General features: G+C 59.8%; 24 protein-coding genes and 1 pseudogene. 13 read left to right on the top strand and 12 right to left on the bottom strand.

All coding sequences use genetic code 11. The annotated features are described in order from the left end of the window. Positions 1 to 191 precede the first annotated feature (191 nt). The 5 genes from pssA to HB633_RS15730 all read right to left on the bottom strand — a co-directional run bounded on the left by pssA (position 192) and on the right by HB633_RS15730 (position 5331). Positions 192 to 1058, bottom strand: a complete 867-nt coding sequence (gene pssA / locus HB633_RS15750; RefSeq protein WP_213778997.1) for a CDP-diacylglycerol--serine O-phosphatidyltransferase — start codon at positions 1056 to 1058, stop codon at positions 192 to 194. A gap of 43 nt (positions 1059 to 1101) precedes the next feature. Further along, complete coding sequence (locus HB633_RS15745) at positions 1102 to 1746, bottom strand: phosphatidylserine decarboxylase (protein ID WP_213778995.1); 645 nt, start codon at positions 1744 to 1746, stop codon at positions 1102 to 1104. Between the two features lie 121 nt (positions 1747 to 1867). Next, the gene (gene ilvC / locus HB633_RS15740; protein ID WP_213778993.1) at positions 1868 to 2884 is read right to left on the bottom strand and encodes a ketol-acid reductoisomerase; all 1017 of its coding nucleotides are present in this window, start codon (positions 2882 to 2884) and stop codon (positions 1868 to 1870) included. 77 nt (positions 2885 to 2961) lie between these two features. Beyond that, positions 2962 to 3453 (bottom strand): acetolactate synthase small subunit, encoded by a 492-nt coding sequence (gene ilvN / locus HB633_RS15735; RefSeq protein WP_047844600.1) that lies wholly within the window; start codon positions 3451 to 3453, stop codon positions 2962 to 2964. Between the two features lie 114 nt (positions 3454 to 3567). Continuing rightward, the gene (locus HB633_RS15730; RefSeq protein WP_213778990.1) at positions 3568 to 5331 is read right to left on the bottom strand and encodes an acetolactate synthase 3 catalytic subunit; all 1764 of its coding nucleotides are present in this window, start codon (positions 5329 to 5331) and stop codon (positions 3568 to 3570) included. Between the two features lie 384 nt (positions 5332 to 5715). Between HB633_RS15730 and HB633_RS15725 the strand changes: the two genes are divergently transcribed. From HB633_RS15725 to HB633_RS15710, 4 genes are read left to right on the top strand one after another with little or no spacing between them, the layout of a single operon-like run. Continuing rightward, entirely contained in the window at positions 5716 to 6279 is a 564-nt protein-coding gene (locus HB633_RS15725; protein ID WP_056354030.1) for an RNA polymerase sigma factor, read from the top strand. After that, positions 6276 to 6710 (top strand): DUF3619 family protein, encoded by a 435-nt coding sequence (locus HB633_RS15720; RefSeq protein WP_213778989.1) that lies wholly within the window; start codon positions 6276 to 6278, stop codon positions 6708 to 6710. The genes HB633_RS15725 and HB633_RS15720 overlap by 4 nt, the downstream gene beginning before the upstream one ends. An 18-nt stretch (positions 6711 to 6728) precedes the next feature. Next, complete coding sequence (locus tag HB633_RS15715; RefSeq protein ID WP_213778988.1) at positions 6729 to 7460, top strand: DUF3106 domain-containing protein; 732 nt, start codon at positions 6729 to 6731, stop codon at positions 7458 to 7460. 3 nt (positions 7461 to 7463) lie between these two features. Then, positions 7464 to 7991 (top strand): RDD family protein, encoded by a 528-nt coding sequence (locus tag HB633_RS15710; protein WP_213778987.1) that lies wholly within the window; start codon positions 7464 to 7466, stop codon positions 7989 to 7991. Between the two features lie 28 nt (positions 7992 to 8019). Here HB633_RS15710 and HB633_RS15705 read toward each other — a convergent pair whose 3' ends face one another. Further along, positions 8020 to 8769 (bottom strand): class I SAM-dependent methyltransferase, encoded by a 750-nt coding sequence (locus tag HB633_RS15705; RefSeq protein ID WP_213778986.1) that lies wholly within the window; start codon positions 8767 to 8769, stop codon positions 8020 to 8022. Between the two features lie 555 nt (positions 8770 to 9324). On the opposite strand from HB633_RS15705, the gene HB633_RS15700 reads away from it, so the two are divergent. From HB633_RS15700 to HB633_RS15670, 7 genes and pseudogenes are all read left to right on the top strand, one after another. Continuing rightward, positions 9325 to 11487, top strand: a complete 2163-nt coding sequence (locus tag HB633_RS15700; RefSeq protein WP_213778984.1) for a TonB-dependent siderophore receptor — start codon at positions 9325 to 9327, stop codon at positions 11485 to 11487. 279 nt (positions 11488 to 11766) lie between these two features. Continuing rightward, positions 11767 to 12540, top strand: a pseudogene (locus HB633_RS15695) (UDP-2,3-diacylglucosamine diphosphatase); the annotation flags it as partial. A 27-nt stretch (positions 12541 to 12567) separates the two neighbouring features. Further along, the gene (locus HB633_RS15690) at positions 12568 to 13599 is read left to right on the top strand and encodes a glycosyltransferase family 1 protein (RefSeq protein WP_213778982.1); all 1032 of its coding nucleotides are present in this window, start codon (positions 12568 to 12570) and stop codon (positions 13597 to 13599) included. Positions 13600 to 13677: 78 nt separating this feature from the next. Continuing rightward, the gene (locus HB633_RS15685; protein ID WP_218626771.1) at positions 13678 to 14187 is read left to right on the top strand and encodes a diacylglycerol kinase; all 510 of its coding nucleotides are present in this window, start codon (positions 13678 to 13680) and stop codon (positions 14185 to 14187) included. 124 nt (positions 14188 to 14311) lie between these two features. Further along, entirely contained in the window at positions 14312 to 15028 is a 717-nt protein-coding gene (locus HB633_RS15680) for a TetR/AcrR family transcriptional regulator (protein ID WP_213778980.1), read from the top strand. Next, the gene (locus HB633_RS15675; RefSeq protein ID WP_213778979.1) at positions 15028 to 15612 is read left to right on the top strand and encodes a TIGR00730 family Rossman fold protein; all 585 of its coding nucleotides are present in this window, start codon (positions 15028 to 15030) and stop codon (positions 15610 to 15612) included. The genes HB633_RS15680 and HB633_RS15675 overlap by 1 nt, the downstream gene beginning before the upstream one ends. Before the next feature lie 14 nt (positions 15613 to 15626). Further along, positions 15627 to 16373: an SDR family oxidoreductase gene (locus tag HB633_RS15670; protein WP_213778978.1), complete on the top strand. Its 747-nt coding sequence runs from the start codon at positions 15627 to 15629 to the stop codon at positions 16371 to 16373. 13 nt (positions 16374 to 16386) lie between these two features. Here the strand turns inward: HB633_RS15670 and HB633_RS15665 are convergent, their stop codons facing one another. From HB633_RS15665 to sugE, 5 genes are all read right to left on the bottom strand, one after another. Then, entirely contained in the window at positions 16387 to 16986 is a 600-nt protein-coding gene (locus tag HB633_RS15665) for a DUF924 family protein (RefSeq protein ID WP_213778976.1), read from the bottom strand. Positions 16987 to 16992: 6 nt separating this feature from the next. Beyond that, positions 16993 to 17415 (bottom strand): group II truncated hemoglobin, encoded by a 423-nt coding sequence (locus tag HB633_RS15660; protein ID WP_213778974.1) that lies wholly within the window; start codon positions 17413 to 17415, stop codon positions 16993 to 16995. Between the two features lie 20 nt (positions 17416 to 17435). Further along, positions 17436 to 19979, bottom strand: coding sequence for an FtsX-like permease family protein (locus tag HB633_RS15655; RefSeq protein WP_213779101.1), 2544 nt, complete (start codon positions 19977 to 19979; stop codon positions 17436 to 17438). Positions 19980 to 20086: 107 nt separating this feature from the next. Continuing rightward, positions 20087 to 20731 carry a DUF4126 domain-containing protein gene (locus HB633_RS15650; RefSeq protein ID WP_213778973.1) on the bottom strand — a complete coding sequence of 215 codons (645 nt, stop codon included), beginning with the start codon at positions 20729 to 20731 and terminating at the stop codon, positions 20087 to 20089. A 375-nt stretch (positions 20732 to 21106) separates the two neighbouring features. Next, a complete protein-coding gene (sugE, locus tag HB633_RS15645) occupies positions 21107 to 21427 on the bottom strand; it encodes a quaternary ammonium compound efflux SMR transporter SugE (protein WP_062170154.1) in 321 nt (106 codons plus the stop codon). Positions 21428 to 21683: 256 nt separating this feature from the next. On the opposite strand from sugE, the gene HB633_RS15640 reads away from it, so the two are divergent. Together HB633_RS15640 and cydB are read left to right on the top strand one after the other, a co-directional pair. Continuing rightward, positions 21684 to 23147, top strand: coding sequence for a cytochrome ubiquinol oxidase subunit I (locus HB633_RS15640; RefSeq protein WP_213778972.1), 1464 nt, complete (start codon positions 21684 to 21686; stop codon positions 23145 to 23147). Beyond that, positions 23144 to 24148, top strand: a complete 1005-nt coding sequence (cydB, locus tag HB633_RS15635) for a cytochrome d ubiquinol oxidase subunit II (RefSeq protein WP_213778971.1) — start codon at positions 23144 to 23146, stop codon at positions 24146 to 24148. Before HB633_RS15640 ends, cydB begins: the two co-directional genes overlap by 4 nt. Positions 24149 to 24152: 4 nt before the next feature. Here cydB and HB633_RS15630 read toward each other — a convergent pair whose 3' ends face one another. Next, the gene (locus HB633_RS15630) at positions 24153 to 24623 is read right to left on the bottom strand and encodes a hypothetical protein (RefSeq protein ID WP_213778969.1); all 471 of its coding nucleotides are present in this window, start codon (positions 24621 to 24623) and stop codon (positions 24153 to 24155) included. Between the last annotated feature and the right edge of the window lie 3 nt (positions 24624 to 24626).

Below are 24626 nucleotides of genomic sequence, written 5' to 3'. Positions count from 1 at the left end.
CGGTAGCGCGCGTAGCGGCGCACCGGCTAGGGACAACGAGAGGAGATGGGCGAAAAAATTCATTCGCAAACTATAACTACATTTTGAAAAGCGTGCAATTGGGCTTTCCGATCGGGACGATTGGGGTTCTTTCGGCGGGGCGCGGTCGAAAAAAACGCGCATTGGCTGCGATAACCAATGCGCGCTTCATATCAATGCGCTTTTTCCGATGACCGGGCCGGATTCGGCCGTCCTCTCAAACTCATGTATCCCCACCAGGCGTAGCCCGAAAAACCGTAAAGAACGAAGAGTCCGAACAGCATCAAAGGCGGATCTGAAGACACCAGCACGAACGCCACGACTACCAGCAATACACCGGCAAACGGCACACGAAACCGTACGTCGAGCGCCTTGCCGCTGTAGAACGGCGCGTTCGAGACCATTGTCACGCCGGCGTAGATAGTCAGGGCAAACGCCACCCAAGGCAGCCAGACCAGCTTGAGCGGCACGCGGTTATCGGTGGCGAGCCACACGAAACCTGCGATCAAAGCGGCCGCAGCCGGGCTAGGCAGGCCCTGGAAATAGCGTTTGTCGACCACACCTACATTTGTATTGAAGCGAGCCAACCGCAAGGCAGCGCCCGAACAATAGACGAACGCCGCAAGCCAGCCCCATCGGCCGAGATCCTTCAGGATCCATTCGTACATCACCAGCGCGGGCGCAACGCCGAACGAAACCATGTCGGAAAGACTGTCGAACTGCTCGCCAAACGCGCTCTGCGTATGCGTCATGCGCGCAACGCGACCGTCCATACCGTCGAGCACCATGGCCACGAAGATCGCGATGGCCGCGATCTCGAAGCGCACGTTCATGGCCTGGACGACGGCGAAGAAGCCGCAAAACAACGCGGCCGTGGTGAACGCATTGGGCAGCAGATAGATGCCGCGCTTTCTCAAGAATTGTTGCCGCTTGGCACGCCTCGTTTCGAGCACGCCGATGTCCTGCGCCGACTTGTTGCGGCGAAACGCCCGCGGGGGTGTTGTCGTGCTACGCGTCCGGCGCGGTTTGAGTGCCGCCATCGAGTCCTCCGTTGTGCAGCCTGGTTTTACCGCTTATTGATGCTTACTCTGCGAACTCGGCAAGAATCGTGGACGACGCCGACACTTTCTCGCCGATCGCCACTCGCGGACGGCTTCCAACCGGCAAATACACGTCAACACGCGATCCAAAGCGAATAAAACCATAACGCTGGCCACGATTGAGCGGTTCGCCCACGTGGACATAGCACAAAATGCGCCGCGCAATCAGGCCGGCGATCTGCACCGACGTCACCGTGTGCCCTGCCGCGGTCTGGATCACGATGGCATTGCGTTCGTTCTCGGTCGATGCTTTGTCGACGGCGGCATTCAAATACGAACCAGGGAAATACTCGACTTTGCTGATGGCGCCATCGACCGGCGAGCGCTGCGAGTGGACATTGAACACGTTCATGAACACGCTGATCTTGAGCGCCTCGCGGTTTGCATACGGGTCATGCGCCGTTTCCACCGCGACGACACGACCGTCGGCAGGACACAGCACGGCGTTTGCCTGAACCGGAATCGGGCGTGCGGGATCGCGGAAAAACTGCACGACGAAGATCGTCAGCAACCAGAACGGCCAGGCAAAACTGAAGCTGCCGATGGCCTGGATCAACACGGCAATGACAGCCGCAATGGCAATAAACGGCCAGCCTTCACGCGCGATGATCGGATGTGGATAGTTCATGAACGAGTTCTATATTTTAGTAAAACCGTAGGATAGCAAAAGCCGTCCGGCGCCAAGCGACTCCGGACGGCTTTCGGTCATTACTAAGACCGGCAAACAACGCCGGTCGTTCAAGCTTTATTTAGTTCTTCGACTGATCGACCAGCTTGTTTGCGGCAATCCACGGCATCATTGCGCGCAGCTTGGCGCCGACCGTTTCGATCTGGTGTTCAGCCGTGAGACGACGGCGCGATTGCAGCGTCGGCGCGCCTGCCTTGTTTTCAATGATGAAGCTCTTCGCGTATTCACCCGTCTGGATGTCCGTAAGAACCTGCTTCATCGCCTTCTTCGTTTCAGCCGTCACGATCTTCGGTCCCGTCACGTACTCGCCGTATTCGGCGTTGTTCGAGATCGAGTAGTTCATGTTGGCGATACCGCCTTCATAGATCAGGTCGACGATCAACTTCAGTTCATGCAGGCATTCGAAGTAAGCCATTTCCGGCGCGTAGCCGGCTTCCACCAGCGTTTCGAAGCCGGCCTTGATCAGGTCGACCGTACCGCCGCACAGGACAGCTTGTTCGCCGAACAGGTCGGTTTCGGTTTCTTCGCGGAAGTTCGTTTCGATAATGCCAGCACGGCCGCCGCCGTTCGCCGCTGCATACGACAAAGCCACGTCGCGCGCCGAGCCCGACTTGTCTTGCGCCACTGCGATCAGGTGGGGAACGCCGCCGCCTTGTGCGTACGTGCCGCGCACGGTGTGACCCGGCGCCTTCGGGGCGATCATGATCACGTCGAGGTCGGCACGCGGAATGACCTGGCCGTAGTGCACGTTGAAGCCGTGAGCGAAAGCCAATGCTGCGCCTTCCTTGGCGTTGTCGTGCACTTCGTTCTTGTAGACTTCAGCGATCTGCTCGTCCGGCAGCAGCATCATGACCACGTCCGCGCCCTTCACGGCTTCGGCCACTTCCTTGACCTTCAGTCCGGCCTTCTCAGCCTTGCTCCACGATGCGCCGTTCTTGCGCAGGCCGACCGTCACGTTCACGCCGCTGTCCTTCAGGTTCAGCGCATGTGCATGGCCTTGCGAGCCATAGCCGATGATCGTGACCTGCTTGCCCTTGATGAGGGAGAGATCGGCGTCTTTGTCGTAGAAAACTTTCATGTCGGTTCCTTTGCCTTAAGTAGATTCGTTGATTCGTTGAGTGGGTGCAAATGATTGCGAGTTCGTTCCAGCGGGTCTCAAACCTTCAGGATGCGCTCGCCCCGGCCAATGCCTGAACTTCCGGTGCGCACGGTTTCGAGAATCGCCGTCGCATCAAGCCCCTGAATAAAGGCGTCGAGCTTGTCGCTCGCGCCCGTCAGTTCCATCGTGTAGCTTTTTTCGGTGACGTCGATGATGCGGCCACGGAAAATATCCGCCATCCGCTTCATCTCTTCCCGCTCCTTACCGACCGCCCTTACCTTGATCAGCATCAGCTCGCGCTCGATGTGGGCGCCCTCTGTCAGGTCGACCACTTTCACCACCTCGATCAGGCGGTTCAGGTGCTTCGTGATCTGTTCGATCACGTCGTCCGAGCCAATGGAGACAATGGTGAGCCGTGACAGCGAGCTGTCTTCAGTCGGCGCCACCGTCAAGGTCTCAATGTTGTAGCCGCGTGCGGAAAAAAGGCCGACGACGCGCGATAACGCGCCCGGTTCGTTTTCCAGCAACACGGAAATGATGTGTCTCATGATGTTTGCGTTCCCGATTAATCCAGTTGGATAGCGTGTTTTCGCGAGACTCGTGCGCGGCCAGACGTCTTTTGTGAAGACGGGCGCGCGCGAATCCGCACGACAAAACAGCCGTTATAGATCTTCCGATCCGAGCAGCATTTCCGTGATGCCCTTGCCTGCCTGGACCATCGGAAAGACGTTTTCGGTGGGATCTGTCTGGAAGTCGAGGAATACCGTGCGATCCTTCAGGCGCAGCGCTTCCTTCAGCGCCGGTTCGACATCGCGCGTATGTTCGATGCGCAGGCCCACATGGCCATACGCTTCGGCGAGCTTCACGAAGTCAGGCAGCGCGTCCATATACGAACTGGAATAACGCTTCTTGTATTCGATCTGCTGCCACTGGCGAACCATGCCGAGATAGCGGTTGTTCAACGAGATGATCTTGATCGGCGTGTTGTACTGCTTGCACGTCGACAATTCCTGGATGCACATCTGGATCGAGCCTTCGCCCGTGATGCACAGCACTTCGTCATCAGGATGCGCCATCTTCACGCCCATGGCCGCCGGCAAGCCGAAGCCCATGGTGCCGAGACCGCCCGAGTTGATCCAGCGGCGCGGCTGGTTGAACTTGTAGAACTGCGCAGCCCACATCTGATGCTGGCCCACGTCCGAGCAGACGAACGCTTCGCCGCCGGTGAGTTCCCAGGCCTTTTCGACCACGTACTGCGGCTTGATGATCTCGCTCTTGCGGTCGAACTTGAGGCAGTCCTTCGAACGCCATGCCTCGATATCCTTCCACCAGTCTGCGAGCGCCGCGGTATCCGGGCCATGGTCGGCCGTTTGCAATTGCTCGATCAGCTCCTTCAGCACTTCCTTCACGTCGCCGACAATGGGGATGTCGACTTTCACGCGCTTGGAGATGGACGACGGATCGATGTCGATGTGAATGATCTTCTTCGCATGCGACGCAAAATGCTCTGGATCGCCGATCACGCGGTCGTCGAACCGCGCACCGATCGCGATCAGCACGTCGCAATGCTGCATGGCCATGTTGGCTTCGTAGGTGCCATGCATGCCGAGCATGCCGAGAAACTGCTTCTTGTCCGCGCGATAACCACCCAGGCCCATCAGCGTGTTCGTGACCGGATAACCCAGCAAATCGGCGAACTGGTTCAGTTCACGCGCTGCATTCGCCAGGATGATGCCGCCGCCGGTATAGATATACGGACGCTTCGCTGACAGCAGAAGCTGCACGGCCTTGCGGATCTGGCCCGAATGGCCCTTGGTAACCGGATTGTATGAACGCAGCGAGACTGACTTGACCGGCTCGTATTTGCACGGCGTTTTCGACACGTCTTTCGGAATGTCGATCAGCACCGGGCCGGGACGACCCGTACGCGCGATATAAAACGCTTTCTTGATGGTGGCGGCGAGTTCGCGCACATCCTTCACAAGGAAGTTGTGCTTCACACATGGACGCGTGATGCCGACCGTGTCGCACTCCTGGAACGCATCCTGGCCAATCGCCGCAGTCGGAACCTGACCGCTGATGACGACCAGCGGAATGGAATCCATGTAAGCCGTGGCAATACCGGTCACCGCATTGGTGACGCCGGGGCCGGAGGTCACGAGGCAGACGCCGACATTTCCCGTCGAGCGCGCATAGGCGTCGGCGGCATGTACCGCGGCCTGTTCGTGGCGCACGAGGATGTGCTGTATCTGGTCCTGCTTGTACAACTCGTCGTAGATATAAAGTACCGAGCCGCCGGGATAGCCCCAAATGAACTCGACGTTCTCGTCGGCCAGCGCGCGCATGAGCACGGTGCCGCCAATGGATTCAGCTTCGAGTGGGGGAGTCGTATCCGACGTGGAGAATTCCGCGCTGGGCATATTCATACATTCACCTTTCGAATTTTCGGCAAAAAATTGATTGGGTGCTCTCTGCCGTGCTTGTGGCTCGGGTTCAAGCGGCGCGTCTTAATGGGAAGCGGGCTTCTTGGGCTCGCCTCAAAGAGACAGTTCACTGATGATGCGAGTCGGAAACGATAGCCCGAGGCAATAAAGGCAGTCAAGCAAAAATTTCTATGATTGCAACGGGAACATGACGAATTACAAGAAAACCGGGCTCGGAAATCTCCGAATACTCCGGCAAAAGTCCCGTTTCCGGCTGTGCCCCGCTGGCATTTCCTCGCTGTTCACTCAAAAGTTTGTTAGCATCCGCAGGTTTTTAACCTCTCACCAACCCTTATCGACGCACGCTCGTTGCGCCGGGCCTCACGGATGGCATCAGACAAGGAACTCGCCGATTTTCTGGCGGGCGTCGAAAGACGCGCGTTCAAGCAGACGGTGTACACCGTACGTGACGACGACGCGGCGCTCGACATCGTTCAGGATGCGATGATCAAGCTCGCCGAAAAATACGGCGACCGCCCTCCGGCCGAATTGCCGCTTTTGTTTCAGCGTATCCTGCAAAATGCAACGCACGACTATTTCCGGCGCCAGAAGGTCAGGAATACGTGGGTGAGCCTGTTTTCGTCGTTCGGGAATGCCGACGACGACGAATTCGACCCCCTCGAAACCTTCGAATCGCAGGATGGCACGGTCGGTGCGGAGAGCAGCGAGAGCCGGCTCGAGCGCGAACAGGTGCTCAATCTGATCGACGCGGAAATCCAGAAACTACCAGCACGTCAACGAGAAGCGTTTCTCATGCGTTACTGGGAGGATATGGATGTCGCCGAAACCGCCGCTGCAATGGGCTGCTCCGAGGGCAGCGTAAAAACGCATTGCTCGCGGGCCACGCATGCGCTGGCACACGCGCTGAAGGCGAAAGGAATCACGCTATGAGCAACGCTCTCGATCAGAAAGAAGCCGAATTCGCGCTGAAAGTACGCCGCGCGCTCGACGAAAGTATTACAACGCTACCCGCCGCGTCGCTGGACAAGCTCGCTGTGGCGCGCCGGACGGCGTTGGCCCGTAAAAAACCGGAGAAAGTCGTAGTGCCGGTTTTTGCCCCGGCGCTCGCCGGCGCGGGCATGGCGCCCAGCCTCGGGAGCCCCGCATCTGGCTCCTCAGGCAAACGTGGCCGCTTTTCGCGCCTGACGCTTGCGTGGCCGTTGCTGGCGCTCGTAGTCGGGCTGGCCGGCATCGCTTATTGGGAAGATCAGCAGCGCACCGCCGAACTCGCCGATATCGACGCCGCCATGCTGAGCGACAACCTTCCGCTGGATGCGTATCTCGACCACGGTTTCAACGCGTACCTGACGCGCAATCATTAAGTCTGCAGGAGTTATCGGGTGAGTTACAAGCGCGGCCTCGCGATTGTCTTTGGATGCGCAATTGCGGGACTCGTCGCGTTTGCCGCCACCTATCCGCGTTTCTACTCGGCCGCTTCCGCCGTTACAGTCGCTTCCGCACCCACCGGTGCAAGCGCAGGTGAGGTGCTGTCCCCGCTTTCTTCGCTTTCCCCCGATAGTCCCCTTGCCTGGGCTCGCCTTACTGAAGCCCAACGGACTGCGCTCGCGCCCTTCGCCAGGCAGTGGGATCAGTTCAGCGAAGAACGAAAGCTCAAATGGATGAAGATCGCATCGCGGTATAGCAAGCTCTCACCCGAAGGGCAAAAACGCCTGCACGAACGCATGGCCGAATGGGTGCGCATGACGCCGGACCAGCGCAAGGTCGCGCGGGAAAATTACCAGGTTTCCAAATCCGTGCCGGTGGAAAAGCGCGAACGCGCCTGGGATGCGTATCAGAAACTTCCCGAAGAACAAAAGAAGAAGCTCGCGGCTGCTGAAAAACCGCGCCGGCCGACCGTCGTCAGCGCGCCGCCTTCCGGGAAAACCGAAGTGAAGGACATCAACCGGCTGATTACCAGCCGGGAACATGCGCACGCGTCCGAGGCAACCGAACTGGAAATTGGAGGCCCCGCATCTGCAGCGCCGGCCATACCGAGTGCGGCCAGTTTTGTCCCCGCCACGCCGATTCCGGTCTCGCCTCAGCAGGCGCCATCAATATTTAACGGCTCCTGAGTCATGGTGAGTGCTTCCTTCGAGTCACTCGCCTTGGCCCCACTCGTCGCGCCCAAGTTGCGCCGACGTTTGGCCACGATGGTCTACGAAGGCGTGATCCTGTTCGGGATTGTGTTTATCGCCGGGTATTTGTTCAGTACGCTCACGCAGCAACGAAACGGACTCACGCATCACAACGTGTTGATGACGTGGATCGGGATGGTGGTCGCCGTCTATTTTGTCTACTTCTGGACCCACGGCGGCCAGACCCTTCCGATGAAAACCTGGCGTCTGAAAGTAGTCGATGCACGCGGCGCGCCTCTTTCAACCGCGCGCGCAATTTTGCGATATCTGCTCGCGTGGCTTTGGTTCCTGCCGCCGCTGGCGTTGCATCCGCTGCTTGGTTTGACCGTACCCGTCACGCTTGGCCTGTGCGCCGGGTGGATCGTGCTCTGGGCTGCGGCTGTCTGGCTCGACCCTTCGCGACAATTTCTCCATGACCGGCTGGCTGGGACGCGTGTAGTGGCTGTCCCGCCAGTGGTTGCTGCCTGAGCACGCGTCAGGCACTTTCGCTTTCGAATCAGCTCATCCAGTCCGGCGTGGTCTTCAACGCCATATGCAGGCCGTCGTTGAAGTGATGTACGCGATAGCCCTCCCGCTCGAATAACGTGTCCAATGCGCGTCGCGTGTAAAGCGTGATGTGGCCATTGCGCGGCGCGATGTACCAGTTGTCCATGCCACGCGGCGGCACGTGATCGATGGTCAATGTCGAGAACATCAATACGCCCCGCGGACCGAGCCTGCCTAACGCTTGCCGAGCTGTCGCAACCGGTTCCGGCGTGTGTTCGAGCACTTCGAATGCGCTGATGAAATCGAAAGACTCGGAGGGCAGCGGGGTTTCCGGTGCGTCCATCGGGTCCCAGCTTTGGGCGTCTAATCCGCCTTCACGTAATAACCCCGCCAGCTTTCCATTCCCGCCGCCGTAGTCCAGGCATTTAAGATCTTTGCCCTTCTTGATGAAATCGAGAATGAACGCGGCGTTCCCGGTTGGCCGTGTATCGATATATTCCGGGTCGATCAGCACATAGTCATCGTTATAGATGTGCTGTACGTATTCGGCCTTGCTCCAGTCGTCGAACGCGTGCGTGAACACAAGGCCGCAGTCGCCGCATCGATGATAATAAATTGCCACGCCCGTGAGCGGCAGATAGCGCCCGCGCGCTTCTTCACAACTCTTGTGAAAATCAGTGACACCGTAAAGAGGTGCCTGCGCGCTGCAGATCTTGCACGTCGAGACGCGTTCGACCGGACGTACCGCTACGTTGTTCATTTAGTTAGGATTCCGCTTAAAACCGGTGAGTATAGAGTCAAACCCAGCTCGAAAAGTTGACCTTGCACCTGGTTTTTTTTCATACCGCAATTCGATGTGAAATCCAGGAACTAGCTGCAACTCGGGTCGCAGGTGGTAGTTCGTTGGGATGCCGAAGCAAATTGGTTATCTGCGGACTGTTGAAATACGGCCTCGATCTCCTGATTTCCTGCGGTGCGGCGTCGCCTCACCCGCGTCCGTAACGCTCTAAAACCCGCGCAGACCGCAATGTATTACGTGGTCATTACAGAAACTTTCAAGTATTATTCCGGCCAGCCAACGCTACCTGCACTTTTGACCGAAATTTGCCATGATTTCTACCTTTCGTTGTAAATAACTATCATTCTCACTCGCATTTCGATTCAATCTATCGAACTCTGCCCGGGCGCACGAACGCCTCCCGTTCAAATTCCGAGCGAACACGTCTATCCGACAACCGCGATCTGCACGCGCGACCGAACTCGTTCGCCCTTCCAACTCTTTGACGCTCCACTATCTAATTCGAGGACCTGCGTAATGCTTCGCTACAAGCCCGTGACCATCGCCATTGCCCTGCTGCCGTTTGGCGTCCCCGTGTACGCCGCGGACGCCGAGACGGCAGAGCCGGCCAAGGAAACAGCGCTGGAAGCGGTCACCATCACCGGCGACTGGTTGGGAAGCCCCACCGAGCAAAAAGTGGTCGAGCATCCGGGCGCGCGTACCATCGTCGAGCGCACGGAGATCGTGGAAAGCGGCGCGGCCAACGTGCGCGATGTATTGCGCCGGATTCCGGGCGTGCAGGTTCAGGAAAGCAACGGCACGGGCGGCAGCGATATTTCGCTGAACGTCGGCGTACGCGGGCTGACCGCGCGCCTCTCACCGCGCTCCACCATCCTCATGGACGGCGTGCCGCTCGCCTATGCGCCGTATGGTCAGCCGCAGTTGTCGCTGGCGCCGTTATCGCTTGGCAACTTGCAGACGGTGGACGTGGTGCGCGGCGCTGGGTCCGTTCGATATGGCCCGCAGAACGTGGGCGGCATCATCAACTTCGTGACGCGGCCCATTCCGAAGCAATTTACCGCCGACGCCTCCGTCGGAACCGAAATCTACAGCCACGGCGGCGACATCAAGACGACGCCCAATGCCTTCATAGGTGGAACGAATGCGAACGGGCTGGGCGGCGCGGTCCTGTATTCCGGCACGCATGGCGACGGGTTTCGCCAGGGCAATGACCGCACGAACATTGACGACGTCATCCTGAAGGGCGCATACAAGTTCACGGTCAACGACGATGTCGCTGTGTCCCTCCATCATTTCGAGGGCAAGGGAGACATGCCGGGCGGGCTGACATCGAAACAATATGCGTCCAATCCGTTCCAGTCCGATCGTCCCTACGATAACTTCACCGGGCGGCGCACCGACGGCTCGTTCAAGTACACGCACAAGGACGACGTCAACAGCTTCGAACTCCTGACGTATTACACGGACTCGTTTCGCGGCAGCAATATCGAACAGGAAGGGACGGGGGCGAGCGCGGGGCAACGCCGCCTGACATCCGCGCCGCGCGGTTATCACACGTTCGCCGTCGAACCGCGCTATTCGCGTTTGATCGATATGGGCAGCATCGTGCAGGAAATCAGCGTCGGCTACCGGTTCCTGAACGAGGCGAGTTCGGAGACAGCCACGCGCACGGCGTTCTACAACCCGAATGGCAGCGTGGATGCAACGACCCTGCCCTCGCCCGCCTATCAAACGAGCCAGGGCGGCACAACGGCAAATGCGTTTTATATCGACGACCGGATCGATATCGGCCGGTGGACGATCACGCCGGGCGTGCGCTACGAAATCATCCGTGCGTTCAACAACGTGACGAACCTCGCGAGCGGCGCGGTGACGAGCAAGCTTTATCCGCAGATCGATTCGCACGTGGCGTTGCCGATGTTGTCGGTGATGTATCGCGTGAACGACAGCTGGTCGCTGTTCGCGAACGGCGGCCAGTCATTCGGGCCGCAGCAGTATGCGCAGCTTGCATCGACCACGCAGGGCCTGCATCCCGAGAAAGCCACCACGTACGAGGTCGGCACACACTACAACGGGCGCGCGTGGAGTGGCGAGCTGACGTTCTTCAACATCGACTTTGATCAGGAATTGCAGCTGAGCCGATCGATTGTCGGCGACGGCATCTGGACCGATCTTGGCGCAACGCGGCATCGCGGCGTGGAATCGGGCGTTCGATACAACATCGGCAACCTGGTTCCATCGCTTGACGGGCTTTCGGTTTACGCAACCTACACGTACACGCAGGCAATTTCGAAGGCCGGGGTTTTTGCGGGACGCGACCTGCCGTTCTACTCGCGCCAGGTGGCCACTTTGGGCGCGAGTTATCACAAGAATCGCTGGACATTCAACGCCGATATCTTCGCGCAGACGAAGCAGCATTCGCCGGGCGATCCGAACACGGGCGCCACGTACATCACGCAAGAAGATGCGTCCGGCCGTCTTGGCGATATCCCCGGCTACGCGACCTTGAACCTGCGTACCGGTTACGACTTTGGGAAGGAACTTAACAACCTGAAGCTCGCGGTCGGCGTGAAGAACCTCTTCGATCGCCGCTATTTCACCCGCTCCACCGATAACAACGGCGGCAAATACGTGGGTCAACCGCTGACGGTTTATATGCAGGCGGCGCTGTCGTATTGATGCATCGGACACCCGATCAATAAGAAGTTTTTGTGACTGTCATGGCACCGTCACGCGGGCATGGCGCAATGGGCTCACTGCAACCCGTTGCGCGTGCCCATGGCCACCAAATCGTCTGCGAGCAACCTGAGTGATCTGTTAGCTGTCACCCTTCGCGATGCAGAAGCCATCGCGTTTCGCACCGACGCCGCGCCACGCTCGCCGCCCCCACCGCTTGACACGACCAGCGCAAATCTCGCGCCACAAAGCACTTCCCGTCCAGACGACGGCCCCTTCGATCATCGATACCGAACCATCTGGCTCTCCGATATCCATCTCGGTTCCGGTGGCTGTCAGGCGAATTATCTGCTCGATTTTCTTCGCCACAATGATTCGGAATACTTGTATTTGGTCGGCGACATCATCGACGGATGGCAACTGCGCAAAGGCTGGTTCTGGCCGCAGGCGCACAACGATGTAATCCAGAAGATCCTGCGCAAGGCCCGCAAAGGTACGCAAGTGGTCTACATCCCCGGCAATCACGACGAAGCCGCGCGCCAGTTCTGCGACCTCGCGTTCGGCGACATCCACGTGCGCCAAGAGGCCTTCCACACCACGCTTGCCGGCAAGCGCTTGTGGATCGTTCACGGCGATCTCTTCGATGGCGTCATCCAGCACGCCAAGTGGCTCGCTTATCTCGGCGACACGCTCTACACGCTCATTCTGCTGCTCAACCGCTGGTTCAACCGGGCACGCAGCCGCCTCGGACTGAACTACTGGTCGCTCTCGCAGTACCTCAAGCATCAGGTCAAGAACGCGGTCAACTTCATCTCGAAGTTCGAGTCCGTGATGACCGATGAAGCCCGCCGCCGTGGTTGCGACGGCGTGGTCTGCGGACACATTCACAAAGCCGAGATACGCGATATCGACGGCGTTCTGTACTGCAACGACGGTGACTGGGTCGAGAGCTTGTCGGCGCTGGTCGAGACCTTCGAAGGCGAATTGAAGATCGTTTACTGGACCGTATTGCGCTCACCTGAACTGCATGCACAAAAGGCCGGGGCAACCGCCTGAGCGTTTCACTTACTGAGAGGCCATCGAATGAAGATCATGATCGTGACCGATGCTTGGGAACCTCAAGTCAACGGCGTCGTGCGGACCCTGAAAAGCACGAGCCGCGAATTGACGGCGCTGGGGCATCGCGTGGAATTGTTGACGCCGCTCGAGTTCAAGACCATCCCGTGCCCGACGTATCCCGAGATCCGGCTGTCGTTGTTGCCGCGACGCCGCGTGGCGCAGCGCATCGAAGAGTTCGCGCCGGATGCGTTGCACATCGCAACGGAAGGTCCGCTCGGCATGGCGGCGCGCTCGTTTGCCATACGCAATAAATTGCCGTTCACGACCGCGTATCACACACGCTTTCCTGAATATGTACAGGCGCGCTTTGGCATTCCGCTCGGCGTGACGTACAAGTTCCTCCACTGGTTTCACAAACCGTCGCAGGCGGTGATGGCGCCGACTCCCGTGGTGAAAACCGACCTCGAAAAGTTCGGCTTCACGAACGTCGTCCTGTGGACGCGCGGCGTGGATCTGGATATTTTTCAACCGATGGACTCAAAGGTTCTCAACACCACGCGCCCGATCTTTTTGTACGTGGGACGCGTGGCTGTCGAGAAGAACGTCGAGGCTTTTTTGAAGCTGGACCTGCCTGGTTCAAAATGGGTGGCAGGCGAAGGCCCGGCGCTCGCCGAACTCAAGTCGCGCTATACCAACGTGAATTATCTCGGCGTGCTGTCGCAGGCCGAGCTCGCGAAGGTTTATGCGGCGGCCGACGTCTTCGTGTTCCCGAGCCGCACGGACACCTTCGGGCTGGTACTGCTCGAGGCCATGGCCTGCGGCACGCCGGTGGCGGCCTATCCGGTAACGGGTCCTATCGATGTTTTGGGAACAGATGGCCCCGGCGCACTCGACGAAGATTTGCACGAAGCCTGTCTGCGTGCGCTTAAAATCGAACGTGCCGATGCGCGCGCATGGGCGGAAAAGTTTTCGTGGCGTGCGGCATCGGAGCAATTTGCTTCGCATCTGAAGCCGCTCGGTACGCGTGGCGCGACGCAGAAACAAGCCGCGGCTTAGAAAAGCACGCAACGCAAGACCAACGCACCACCACCGACTCGCAATGTGAAAGCCAAACCTTCAGTGCAAGCGGACTCGTTGCTCTATGTTCATCGCGAACCCTTCGATCAGGAAGAGGACGACGGTGAAACGGGTGCCTCGCCGCACGCCCGTGAACCGCTGGGTCCCGACGACCCATTGGCGCCCCTGCCCTTCAATCCGTACAAGGGCAACCGCGGCCTGACACGCGCCTGGCACGCGATGAAAAACTCGCTGAACGGCTTTCGTGTGGCGATCCGCGAGGAAAGCGCGTTCCGTCAGGAACTGACGCTTGCGGCGATCCTTTTGCCGTGCGGGATTTTCGTGCCAGTCGCGCCGGTGGAGCGCGCGGTGCTGATTGCATCGGTGTTGCTGGTGTTGCTGGTGGAATTGCTGAATTCGAGCGTGGAAGCGGCCATCGACAGGATTTCGCTGGAACGCCACGAGCTGTCCAAGCGCGCAAAGGATTTTGGCAGCGCGGCGGTGATGGTCGCTTTGCTCGTGTGCCTGCTGACGTGGGGGCTGATCGTCGGCCCTCTTCTTTGGCGATGGACGCTCGCGCTATTCTGAAGCCGGCCCCACCTGCGAACCACCCGTTTATAATCGTCCGATATTCAAGATAGCCTCCGGTTTCAGGGCCCGAGCGCTGCCGTCCAGGCGGCTCGCCCGAAGCCGGTCAACCAGGTCGGACGACATGGAAGCAAAACCTCCCCGCCGCACCCGCGAGCGCATTCTCGAACTGTCGCTGAAGCTCTTCAATGACATCGGGGAACCGAACGTCACGACCACGACCATCGCGGAAGAGATGGAGATCAGCCCGGGCAATCTGTACTACCATTTCCGCAATAAAGACGACATCATCAACAGCATCTTCGCGCAGTTCGAACAGTTGATCGAAAAGCGGCTGCGGTTCCCGGAAGATCATCGTCCGACTATCGACGAAATGTGGTCTTACTTGCAGTACATGGCGGATTTCCTGTGGCAATACCGTTTCCTGTACCGCGACCTGAACGACCTGCTCGCCCGCAATCGCACGCTCGAAACGCATTTCAAGCAGATCATCACGCACAAGGTCAACTTCGCGCAGCAACTCTGCGACGCGCTCGTGACCGACGGCGAAATGGTTGCGACGCCCGCGGAAATCAAGGTGATTGCGACCAACATGGGGATTATCGCGACGTACTGGCTGTCGTATCAGTTCGTCATGAACCCGCGCAAATACAACGAGCAGGACACGATTCGCGCGGAATTGCATCAGGCAAGCCTGAATATCATCTCGGTAATGGCGCCGTATTTGCGCGGCCGCTCGCGGCAGATTTTCGATGACCTCGTGTCGGGGAAAATGCCTGAACGTGTCTTTGCCGACTACCGCGCGCCGAAGGATGACGGCGCGCCCAAGGAACCCATCTAATGAAAGCAGTGTGTGTATATTGCGGCTCCTCCTATGGAGCCCGGCCGGTCTATGCCGAAGCGGCCAAGGCGTTCGGACGTGCATTGGTTCAAGCGGATCTCGCGCTGATCTACGGCGGCGGGAGCGTGGGACTGATGGGCACCATCGCAGATGAAGTGCTCGCCCACGGCGGCCGCGCAATCGGCGTCATCCCCGAATTGCTCATGAACAAGGAAGTCGGCCACAAAGGGCTGACCGAATTGCATGTCGTGCCCGACATGCATCAGCGCAAGAAGAAGATGGCCGATCTTTCGGACGCGTTTGTATCGATGCCCGGAGGTGTCGGCACGTTCGAAGAGCTGTTCGAGGTTTATACGTGGGCGCAGTTGCGTTATCACGAGAAACCGGTTGCGCTCCTGAACATCGACAATTACTACGATCCGCTATTGGCCATGCTCAAGCATACGGTCGAGGAAGGTTTCATGCGCGCGCCGTTTCTCGACATGCTCCAGGTCGAGTCCGATCCGGTGAAGCTGATCGGCGCGTTGAAGGCATACACGCCGCCGGCGATCGATCGCTGGCCCGAGAAACGCGACGCTGTTTAAACGGAGTTTTGATTATGTCGAAGGTTGTTTTGATTACGGGCGGCAGCCGCGGTATCGGGCGCTCCGCCGCGCTGTTATGTGCGGCGCGAGGATGGTCAGTCGGCGTGAACTACGCGACGAACCGCGCCGCCGCCGATGAAACCGTCGCCCGCGTGGAAGCTGCGGGCGGGCGGGCGATCGCCATTCAGGGCGACGTCAGCGCAGAAGCCGATGTCATCGCCATGTTCGATGCCACCGTGAAAGCGTTCGGGCCAATCGATGGTTTCGTGAACAACGCGGGCATCGTCGCCCCGGGTTCGGCGCTCGCCGACATGGACGTGGCCCGCATGAAACGCGTCTTCGATACCAACGTGCTCGGCGCCTACCTCTGCGCGCGAGAAGCGGCGCGGCGGATGTCGACGAAGCGTGGGGGTATCGGCGGATCGATCGTCAATATTTCATCGGCGGCGGCGCGGCTTGGTTCGCCGAATGAATATGTGGATTACGCGGGCTCGAAAGGCGCCGTCGATACGCTGACCATCGGCCTCGCGAAGGAACTCGGTCCGGAAGGCGTGCGCGTGAATGCCGTGCGTCCAGGTTTGATCGATACCGAGATTCACGCAAGCGGCGGCAAGCCCGATCGCGCAGCGCAATTGGGCTCGCTCGCGCCGCTAGGCCGGCCCGGTACCGCCGATGAAGTCGCGGAATCGGTCGTGTGGTTGCTGTCGGATGCGTCGTCCTACGTGACCGGCGCGTTGCTTGATGTCGCGGGCGGACGTTGAGTTTTGTAGTGAACTAAAAACCGCGATTCTTCTTGAGCCACTCAAGTTCTTCGGCCGTCGATTCGCGGCCGAGAATCACGTTTCGATGCGGAAAGCGCCCGAATTTCTCAATCACTTCAGCGTGCCGGATCGCGTACTTCAGGCCCGATTCGATGTCATCTTCGCGGGTTTCATCGAAAAGGATTTGATAAAGACGAACCGCCTCGCGCTGGCTTTCGATTGCCTCGTCGTGCTCGAAAGGCATGGCCACGAACATGCGGTGATAGACAGTCGGCAGGCTGCGTTCTTGGCCCGAATCGATCAGTTCCCGGGCGAGTTTCAAAGCTGTCGCGTCACCGGAAAATGCGCGCGGCGTCCCACGAAAACAATTGCGCGTGAACTGATCGAGCATCACGATCAACGCCAAAGCGCCTGACGGCGTGGCTGACCACGACGCGAGTTCTCCCCTCAACGCCAGATCAAGCAAGGCGCCGAAGCGCTCGTGAAGCGCGTTATCGAAAGCGGCGTTCTTCTTGAACCATTGCCGGCGCGCGTGACCGAACTCCGGCGAACCCGGCGTTCCGAACCAGGCGTCCAGCACTTCTTGAGCGCGATGATCCAGCGCGTCTGTCATAAAACCTCAGCCCGGACGATTGCGCATCCAGTCGGCGGTATCGAAGAAAGACGTGAGCAGGCGTTCGCGCATCGGTTCGTCGAGGCCGATGTCTTCCATCGCCCAGGCCATGCAGCGCAGCCATTGGTCCCGTTCCGGCGATGCAATCGCAAAAGGCAAATGCCGCGCGCGCAAACGCGGATGACCGAACTTGCTGATGTAGTAATCGGGGCCGCCCATCCAGCCGCACAGGAACCAGAAGAATTTGTCGCGGGAATTTTCCAGCGTGGGCGGATGCAAGCCGCGCAGCACGGCGAACTCCGGCTCCAGATCCATCAGGTCGTAGAACCGGTCGACGAGCGCGCGGACGCGCTCCTCGCCGCCGATGAGTTCGAATGCCGTGGGTTGCGGCGTTTCCTGGGTAGTTGCGTCAGAAGTTGCTTCGGTCATGCGTATCTTTGAATGATGGCTCAGGCGTCCCGCAGCGATTGCAGCGCCGGACGCGACAGCACGCGGCGCAGGCTCAACCAGCCGCCCAGCCCCGAACAGACCACGCCCGCGGCAATGCCGGCCGGCACGAGCCACGGATTGAAATCGATGTGAAACTCGAACACGCGCGTCGCGAGCAAGAAGCCGATGCCTTGCGCGCCGAGCGCCGCCATCAGCCCGCTCAGCGCGCCCACCGCGATGAATTCAGCCGTCTGCACCGAGCGCACCTGTTTGTGCGAAGCGCCCAGCGCGCGCAGCAACGCGGACTCGTGCATGCGCTCGTCGCGCGTACCGGCAAGCGCGGCGTACAACACCAGCACGCCCGCAGCCAGCGTAAAGATGAACAGGAACTGCACGGCGCCGATCACCTGTTCCAGCACGCGCTGGATTTGAGCGAGGATCGGCGCGGTATCGATGGCAGTCACGTTCGGATACTGTCCCACCAATCCATCGATCAAACCCTGCTGCCCCGGCGGCAGATGAAAACTCGTAATGAACGTGGCGGGCAAGTCGCTGATCGACGGCGGCGGCATCAGCACGAAGAAGTTCACCTTGAACGAATTCCAGTCGACCTTGCGCAGGCTCGTCACCGGCCCTTCGACTTGCATGCCGGCGACATCGAAACGCATGGTGTCGCCGAGTTTCACGCCAATGGTCTTCGCGAGCCCCTGTTCTATCGACACTTGCGGTTTCCCATCCGTGCCGTACCAGTCGCCGCCGACCAGACGGTTATCGCCAGGAAGTTCGGTGGTGTACGACAGGTTGAATTCGCGGTCGACCAGGCGTTTGGCATCGGCTTTCTCGTAGTTGTCCGGGCTCACCGCTTTGCCGTTGACCGCGACGAGACGGCCGCGCACCATCGGCGATAAAGCAGCGTCGCCTTGTCCGTGCTGCTTCAGATATGTGGTGACGCCGGCGCGCTGGTCGGGCTGGATATCGATGAGAAACTGATTCGGCGCGTCGGGCGGCGTGGATTGCCGCCATCCTGCGATCAAATCGCTGCGCGTCATGGCGATCAACAACAGGCACATCAAGCCGATACCCAACGCCGTGATTTGCAACGCACTCGCGCCGCTGCGCCGTTCAAGCGATGCGAGCGCGTAGCGCCAGCCCACGCCCGCCCCCACGCGCTCGCTGCGCACGAAACGCGCTGCCGCCCAAAGCGCCACGCGCGCGACCAAACCGAACACGAGCAAGCCACCCGCAAACCCGCCCGCAACGATCCCGCCGAGCTTCAACTCGCCCGCCGCGATCACAAGCAAGCCTGCGAACAACAGCACGCCAACGGCATAAGCCACCCATGCGATACGGCCTGCATCGCCGAGTTCGCGCCGGATCACGCGCACCGGCGGCACACGCGTCAGCGGCAACAGCGGCGGCACCGCAAAACCCAGCAATAGAACGAGTCCGGTCGCTACGCCCTGCACTGCAGGCCAGATACTGGGCGATGGCAACTCGACATCGACAAGCGTTCCAAGCCAGCTCAGCAGGACCAGATGCCCGCCAAAACCGAGCACCACGCCGACCACGCTGCCCAGCACACCCACCAGCAAGAACTCGCCGATAAACAACGATCGCAACGTCGTCTGACTTACGCCGAGACAGCGCATCGCGGCGCAACCGTCGAGATGACGGCGCGCAAAACGATGCGACGCCATCGCGATCGCAACTGCCGCGAGCAACGCGGTCAGAAGCGAAACCAGCGTCAGAAAATGACTCGCCCGGTCGATGGTCTGGCGCACTTGCGGCTGGCCATCCTGCAACGATTCCAGCGCCACGCCACGCAGCTTGGCGCCTTCCGGCGTCGCGCCATTCGAGCCGCCATTCGGTTTTCCGTCGACCTTGTCGCGCGCGAATTCGGCGAATTGCTTGACCTGCGCGTCGGGGCCCGCCACTAACAGACGGTATGTCACGCGACTGCCAAACGTAACGAGTCCGGTGGACGCGAGTTCGTCGGCACGCATCATCAGGCGTGGAGAAAAGCTCACGAAGGAAAAGCCGCGATCGAGTTCGCGCGTGATGATCGCCGACACCTTGAACGTGCGCGTACCCACTCGCACCGTTCCGCCGACAGGCACTTTCAGCGCATCGAGCAAGGCGGGATCGGCCCAGACGGTGCCGGGCGCGGGAATGGACGTGGCGGGGGCATCAGGTTGACCGACCGCTGGCGCAATGCGCAACGCGCCCCGCAGCGGATAACCCGGCGACACGGCCTTGAGCGCCGATAACCGGGCAACGGGCGCCGCTGCGCCGCTACCGGAAACTCCGGCGCTGATCATGCTTGGGAAAATCGCGGTGGTCGCGGTCTCGAGTTTGAGTTGCGCCGCCTCGGCGGCAAACGATGGATCGACAGGATGATCCGCACGAACGACAAAGTCCGCCGCAATCATTTGCCGCGCATCGCGCTCGAGTCCCTGCCGCATCCGGTCGCCGAGAAAACCGACGCTTGCCAGCGCGGCAACCGCCAGCACGAGCGCCAGAATGAGCATGGTCAGTTCGCCGGCGCGCCAGTCGCGCGCTGTCATCCGCAGCGATTGCCGCGCAATCTGCCCGACGCTCAAGCCACGCCGACCCAAATTCTGTTTCGATCCTTGCTTCGAATCCGAACCGCTGCTATCCAGGCTGCTGGTACTCAATCGTGCTTGCTCCTGAACGGTCCGGCGGAATTAATGCGCGCGCTGACGCTCGGTGCTGCGACCATGTGTTTGGCCATTCGGCCGAATCCGCCGCGCACGCCTCGCATGAGTCGCGGTAACGCCCATCCCGCGCACAACAGAAACGCGATGATCAGCACCAGACACAGTAACGGCACGAACAACGCCAGCGTGATGCCGAGCAGCGCGCCAAAGTCTTCGGTGGCGGAAGCAACCCAGTTCGACACCGGTTCCGGCGATAAATTGATCAACGCGCGCGTTCCGGCTTTAGCCAGGTGAGCCGCGCCCGCAAGCGTACCGCCGGCAAGCGCCGCGATGGTCAGGAGGGCCGGATCAGCGTGACCGAACGCGCCGACGGCCAGCACGGCGCCGGCAGGAATGCGGATAAAGGTATGAATTGCGTCCCAGAGGGAATCGAAGGCGGGAATCTTATCGGCGAAAAATTCGACGATGGTCAGCGCCGCCGCCACACCGATCACCCACGGAGAAGCCAGCACAGACAGCGTCTCGGGCAGGTGGATCAGCCCCAGCCGCTCAAACAGGCCGGCGACGAACACCGTCAGGTAGAGTCGCAGCCCGCTCGCCCAGGAGAGCCCCGCTGCCAGCGAAAGTGCTTCAAGCATCACCGTCTCCTTGCGCGCTGCTCACCCCGCGCCAGGCACCAGGACCGTCGCGGCGCTCCTGACTTTGAGTTCTACCCGCCGCTCGGGGACGAGCATCAGGTGGGGATAATGGACAAAACGTAAAGCCTTGGAGCCGGACGTAATCGACAAGCTACGGACCGCACCATGGAAACGCTGGAACCCGCAGGCCGTTTGAACCCATTATAGCCACCGGTTGCTCACCGATGCAGCGCGCCGGGCCCCGCTGCGTGTCACGCACCCAACGTTCCCGATTCATCCCTCGAAGCTGAACTGCCGAGCGACAACGAACTGCATAGACTCATTAACGGCTGTTCCAGCGATTGTTTGAGCGATTAATGCAGCAAAAGCTCGCGTTCAATGTCCCGAAGACAGCTTCAGCCCGATTAGCCCGACCACGATCAACGCGGCGCTGGCAACCCTAGCCACCGTCAGCGCCTCGCCCATCATCACGATGCCGAAGATAAAAGCCCCGACCGCACCAATGCCCGTCCAGACGGCGTAAGCGGTGCCAAGCGGCAATTGACGCATGGCCATGGCAAGCAGCACGAAGCTGCCGGTAGCTGTCACGATGGTGAAGACCGACGGCCACAGCCGCGTAAAACCTTCGGAAGTCTTGAGCCCGGCGGCCCACGCAACTTCGAGCAATCCGGCGATAAACAAAAGAAACCAGGACATGGATGTTCCCCATCGACAAAAGTGGGGCCGTCCCCGGTGTGATCGATGCGCACGTGGTCGTCCACGCAGCATGTAATGAAAGCGTAATTATATCAACGATAAGAAAGCGCCGCATTTGACGGTTTATCGCGCTGTTATACGGCATATTGGATTCTTATTCAGAAAGCAGTCAGCAAATAAAACCGTCGTTTTACGAAAAGCTGGTTTAATCTAAACCGGTAAGTGCGCCATCGAAAACTTCTCATGCGGAGTGTTCATGGAATTAGATGCCGTATTGCTGTCCCGTTTTCAGTTCGCGTGGGTAATCGCCTTTCATATCCTGCTGCCGGCGTTCACAGTCGGCCTGTCGTGTTTTATTGCAACGTTGGAAGTGCTCTGGTGGATCACCAAACGCGACGTCTATCGACGGCTTTCGGCATTCTGGCTCAAGATATTCGCGGTTTCGTTCGGCATGGGCGTGGTATCGGGAATCGTGATGCCGTTCCAGTTCGGCACCAACTGGAGCCGTTTCACCGATGCTACCGCGAGCGTCATCGGCCCGTTGATGGGCTACGAAGTCCTCACCGCGTTTTTCCTCGAAGCCGCGTTTCTCGGCGTGCTGCTGTTCGGCCGCAAGCTCGTGCCGCAATGGGCGCATGTGCTGGCCGCATTCTTTGTGGCGTCGGGAACGGTGATCTCGTCATTCTGGATTCTCGCCGTCAATAGCTGGATGCAGACCCCGCGCGGCTACAAGATCCTTCCCGACGGGCGCTTCGAAGTCACCAGTTTCTTCGACGCCATCTTCACGCCCTCCTTCCCTTATCGCCTCGGCCATACCGTCAGCGCGTTTCTTGTCACCGCGGCGTTCGTGATTCTCGGCGTGGGCGCGCTGTACCTTCGGCAACGACGGTCGCTGGAAGAAAGCCGCGTGATGACGAAGATGGCGCTGATCTTTCTGATGATCATGGTGCCGGTGCAGATGGTTATCGGCGATATGCATGGTCTCAATACGCGCGAACATCAGCCCGCCAAACTCGCAGCCATGGAGGGCCTGTGGGAGACCGGATCGCGAATCCCCGCCGCGATCTTCGCCATTCCGGACCAGGAGAACGAACGCAACCGCTTCGAAATATCGATACCCGTGCTCGGCAGCATCTATCTCACGCATGATCCGAACGGTGTCGTGCAAGGCCTGAAAGACTTCCCGCGCGAGGATCGGCCGAACGTGGCCGTGGTGTTCTTCGCGTTCCGGATCATGGTCGGCATTGCCGTGCTCATGTTCGTGCTCGTGCTTTCCGGCATCGTGCTGTTTGCGCGCGGCAAGCTCGAGACCAGCACGCGCTGGCTGCGTTGCGCGACATATGGCATGCCGCTCGGGTTTATCGCCGTGCTGGCGGGGTGGACGACGACCGAAAGCGGGCGTCAACCCTGGACCGTGTACGGCTTGATGCGCACGAGCGATTCGGTCACGCCGTCGCTCAAGGCTGGCGATGTCGGGCTCTCCTGGCTGCTTTACGTGCTGGCGTACATCGTTATTTTCGGCTCGGGCTTCATCCTGCTGCGGCGCCTTGTGCGCATTGGTCCCGCCGATGAACACAACGATACCGACCACGATCTGCTGCAACCGGAGACGCGGGCGGCACGGCCTTTATCGGCGGCGTCGGCAAGTGCGCCAGCGGCTTCGGGCGCGGCGAAAGCGGTCCGGCCCGACGACGTGATTCCGCCAGCCAGGAGACCATGATGCTCGACCTCGTGCCGATGTGGGCCGCCATCCTGGCGCTCGCCGTATTCATGTACGTGCTGCTGGACGGCTTCGATCTTGGCGTCGGGATGGTGTTCCTGCTGCGGCGAGATCCCGTCGAGCGGCAGTTGATGATCAACTCGGTCGCGCCCGTCTGGGACTTCAACGAAACCTGGTTGATCCTTGGCGGCGGCGGTTTGCTCGCGGTGTTTCCGCTGGCATTTTCGATCATCGTGCCGGCGGTTTATTTTCCGATCCTCCTGATGCTGCTCGGCTTGATCTTTCGCGGCGTCGCGTTCGAGTTCCGCGAGGTGGTCGGTGCGCGCAAATGGATATGGGATGGCGCATTCGGTTATGGATCGCTGATCGCGACGTTTTCGCAAGGCGTGGTGCTCGGCATGTTCATCCAGGGCTTCCCCATACATGGCCGGGTTTTCGTCGGAACCAGCTGGGACTGGATCGCGCCGTTTCCGCTTTTGACGGGCGTCGGATTGATTTTTGGTTATGCGTTGCAAGGCACCACGTGGCTTGTGTTGAAAACCGAAGGCGAGTTGCAGGAATGGGCACGCACGATGGCAAAGAAGGTTTTGTTCGGCGTGATCGCGTTCATCTTGCTGATCAGCATCTGGACGCCGCTCAAGGACGCACGCATTTCGGAACGCTGGTTCAGCTTTCCTGCAAGCTTTGTGTTCGCGCCGGTGCCGGTGCTGACGGTGCTGCTCGTGTGGACATTGTGGTCGGCGCTGGGCAAGCGCCGCGAAGTCGTGCCGTTCATGTGCTCGATCGGGCTGTTCTTTCTGGCGTTCACCGGGCTTGTGATCAGTTTGTGGCCGTTTATTGCGCCGCCATCGGTGACGTTGTGGGACGCGTCCACGACGCCGCTGTCACAGCAGTTCCTGATTATTGGAACGATGTTCCTGCTGCCCGTGATCGTGCTTTATGTGGTGTGGTCGTACTGGGTGTTTCGCGGGAAAGTACGGGGCGATATGGGGTATCACTAGGGGCTTACAGCTTCTGATCGGTAGCCTTCTGCAAGATCCGGCTCCACTTGTGCGCCTCGCGCCGATCGCGCATGGGCAAGATCCACTGTCCATGCGCAGCATCGTCCACATCCAGCACGACCTGCCATGCGCCCCCGGCCGAACTTGCTTCCATGCGCGCGCCGCGCAGGTCAGCAAAGATGTACATGCCGGTGTGCTCGGCCACGCGAACCTCGCACAGGCGTTTGCCCGCCGCCACTCTCACGCCACCCCAATCGGCCTTGATCTCGTGTGTCCAGTCGCCATCGTGGGCATTGGGGGCAACCTCTTTCCATCGGAACCAGAAGTAGGCCGCAATGGCCACGACGATCAACCCCGCCAGAACCGCGGCGCTGATCGCAATGCCCAGGCCAAAAGCCGCCGATATTGCGTGGAACGACCAGAACGCGCCGTAAATGACGGCCACTAAAACAACGAGTACAACGATGATCGGCATCAG

The sequence above is a fragment of the Caballeronia sp. dw_276 genome (genome assembly GCF_018449635.1).
GTDB lineage: Bacteria > Pseudomonadota > Gammaproteobacteria > Burkholderiales > Burkholderiaceae > Caballeronia.
The sequence above is the reverse complement of the archived record's forward strand: the minus strand, read 5'-3'. Positions and strand labels throughout refer to the sequence as shown.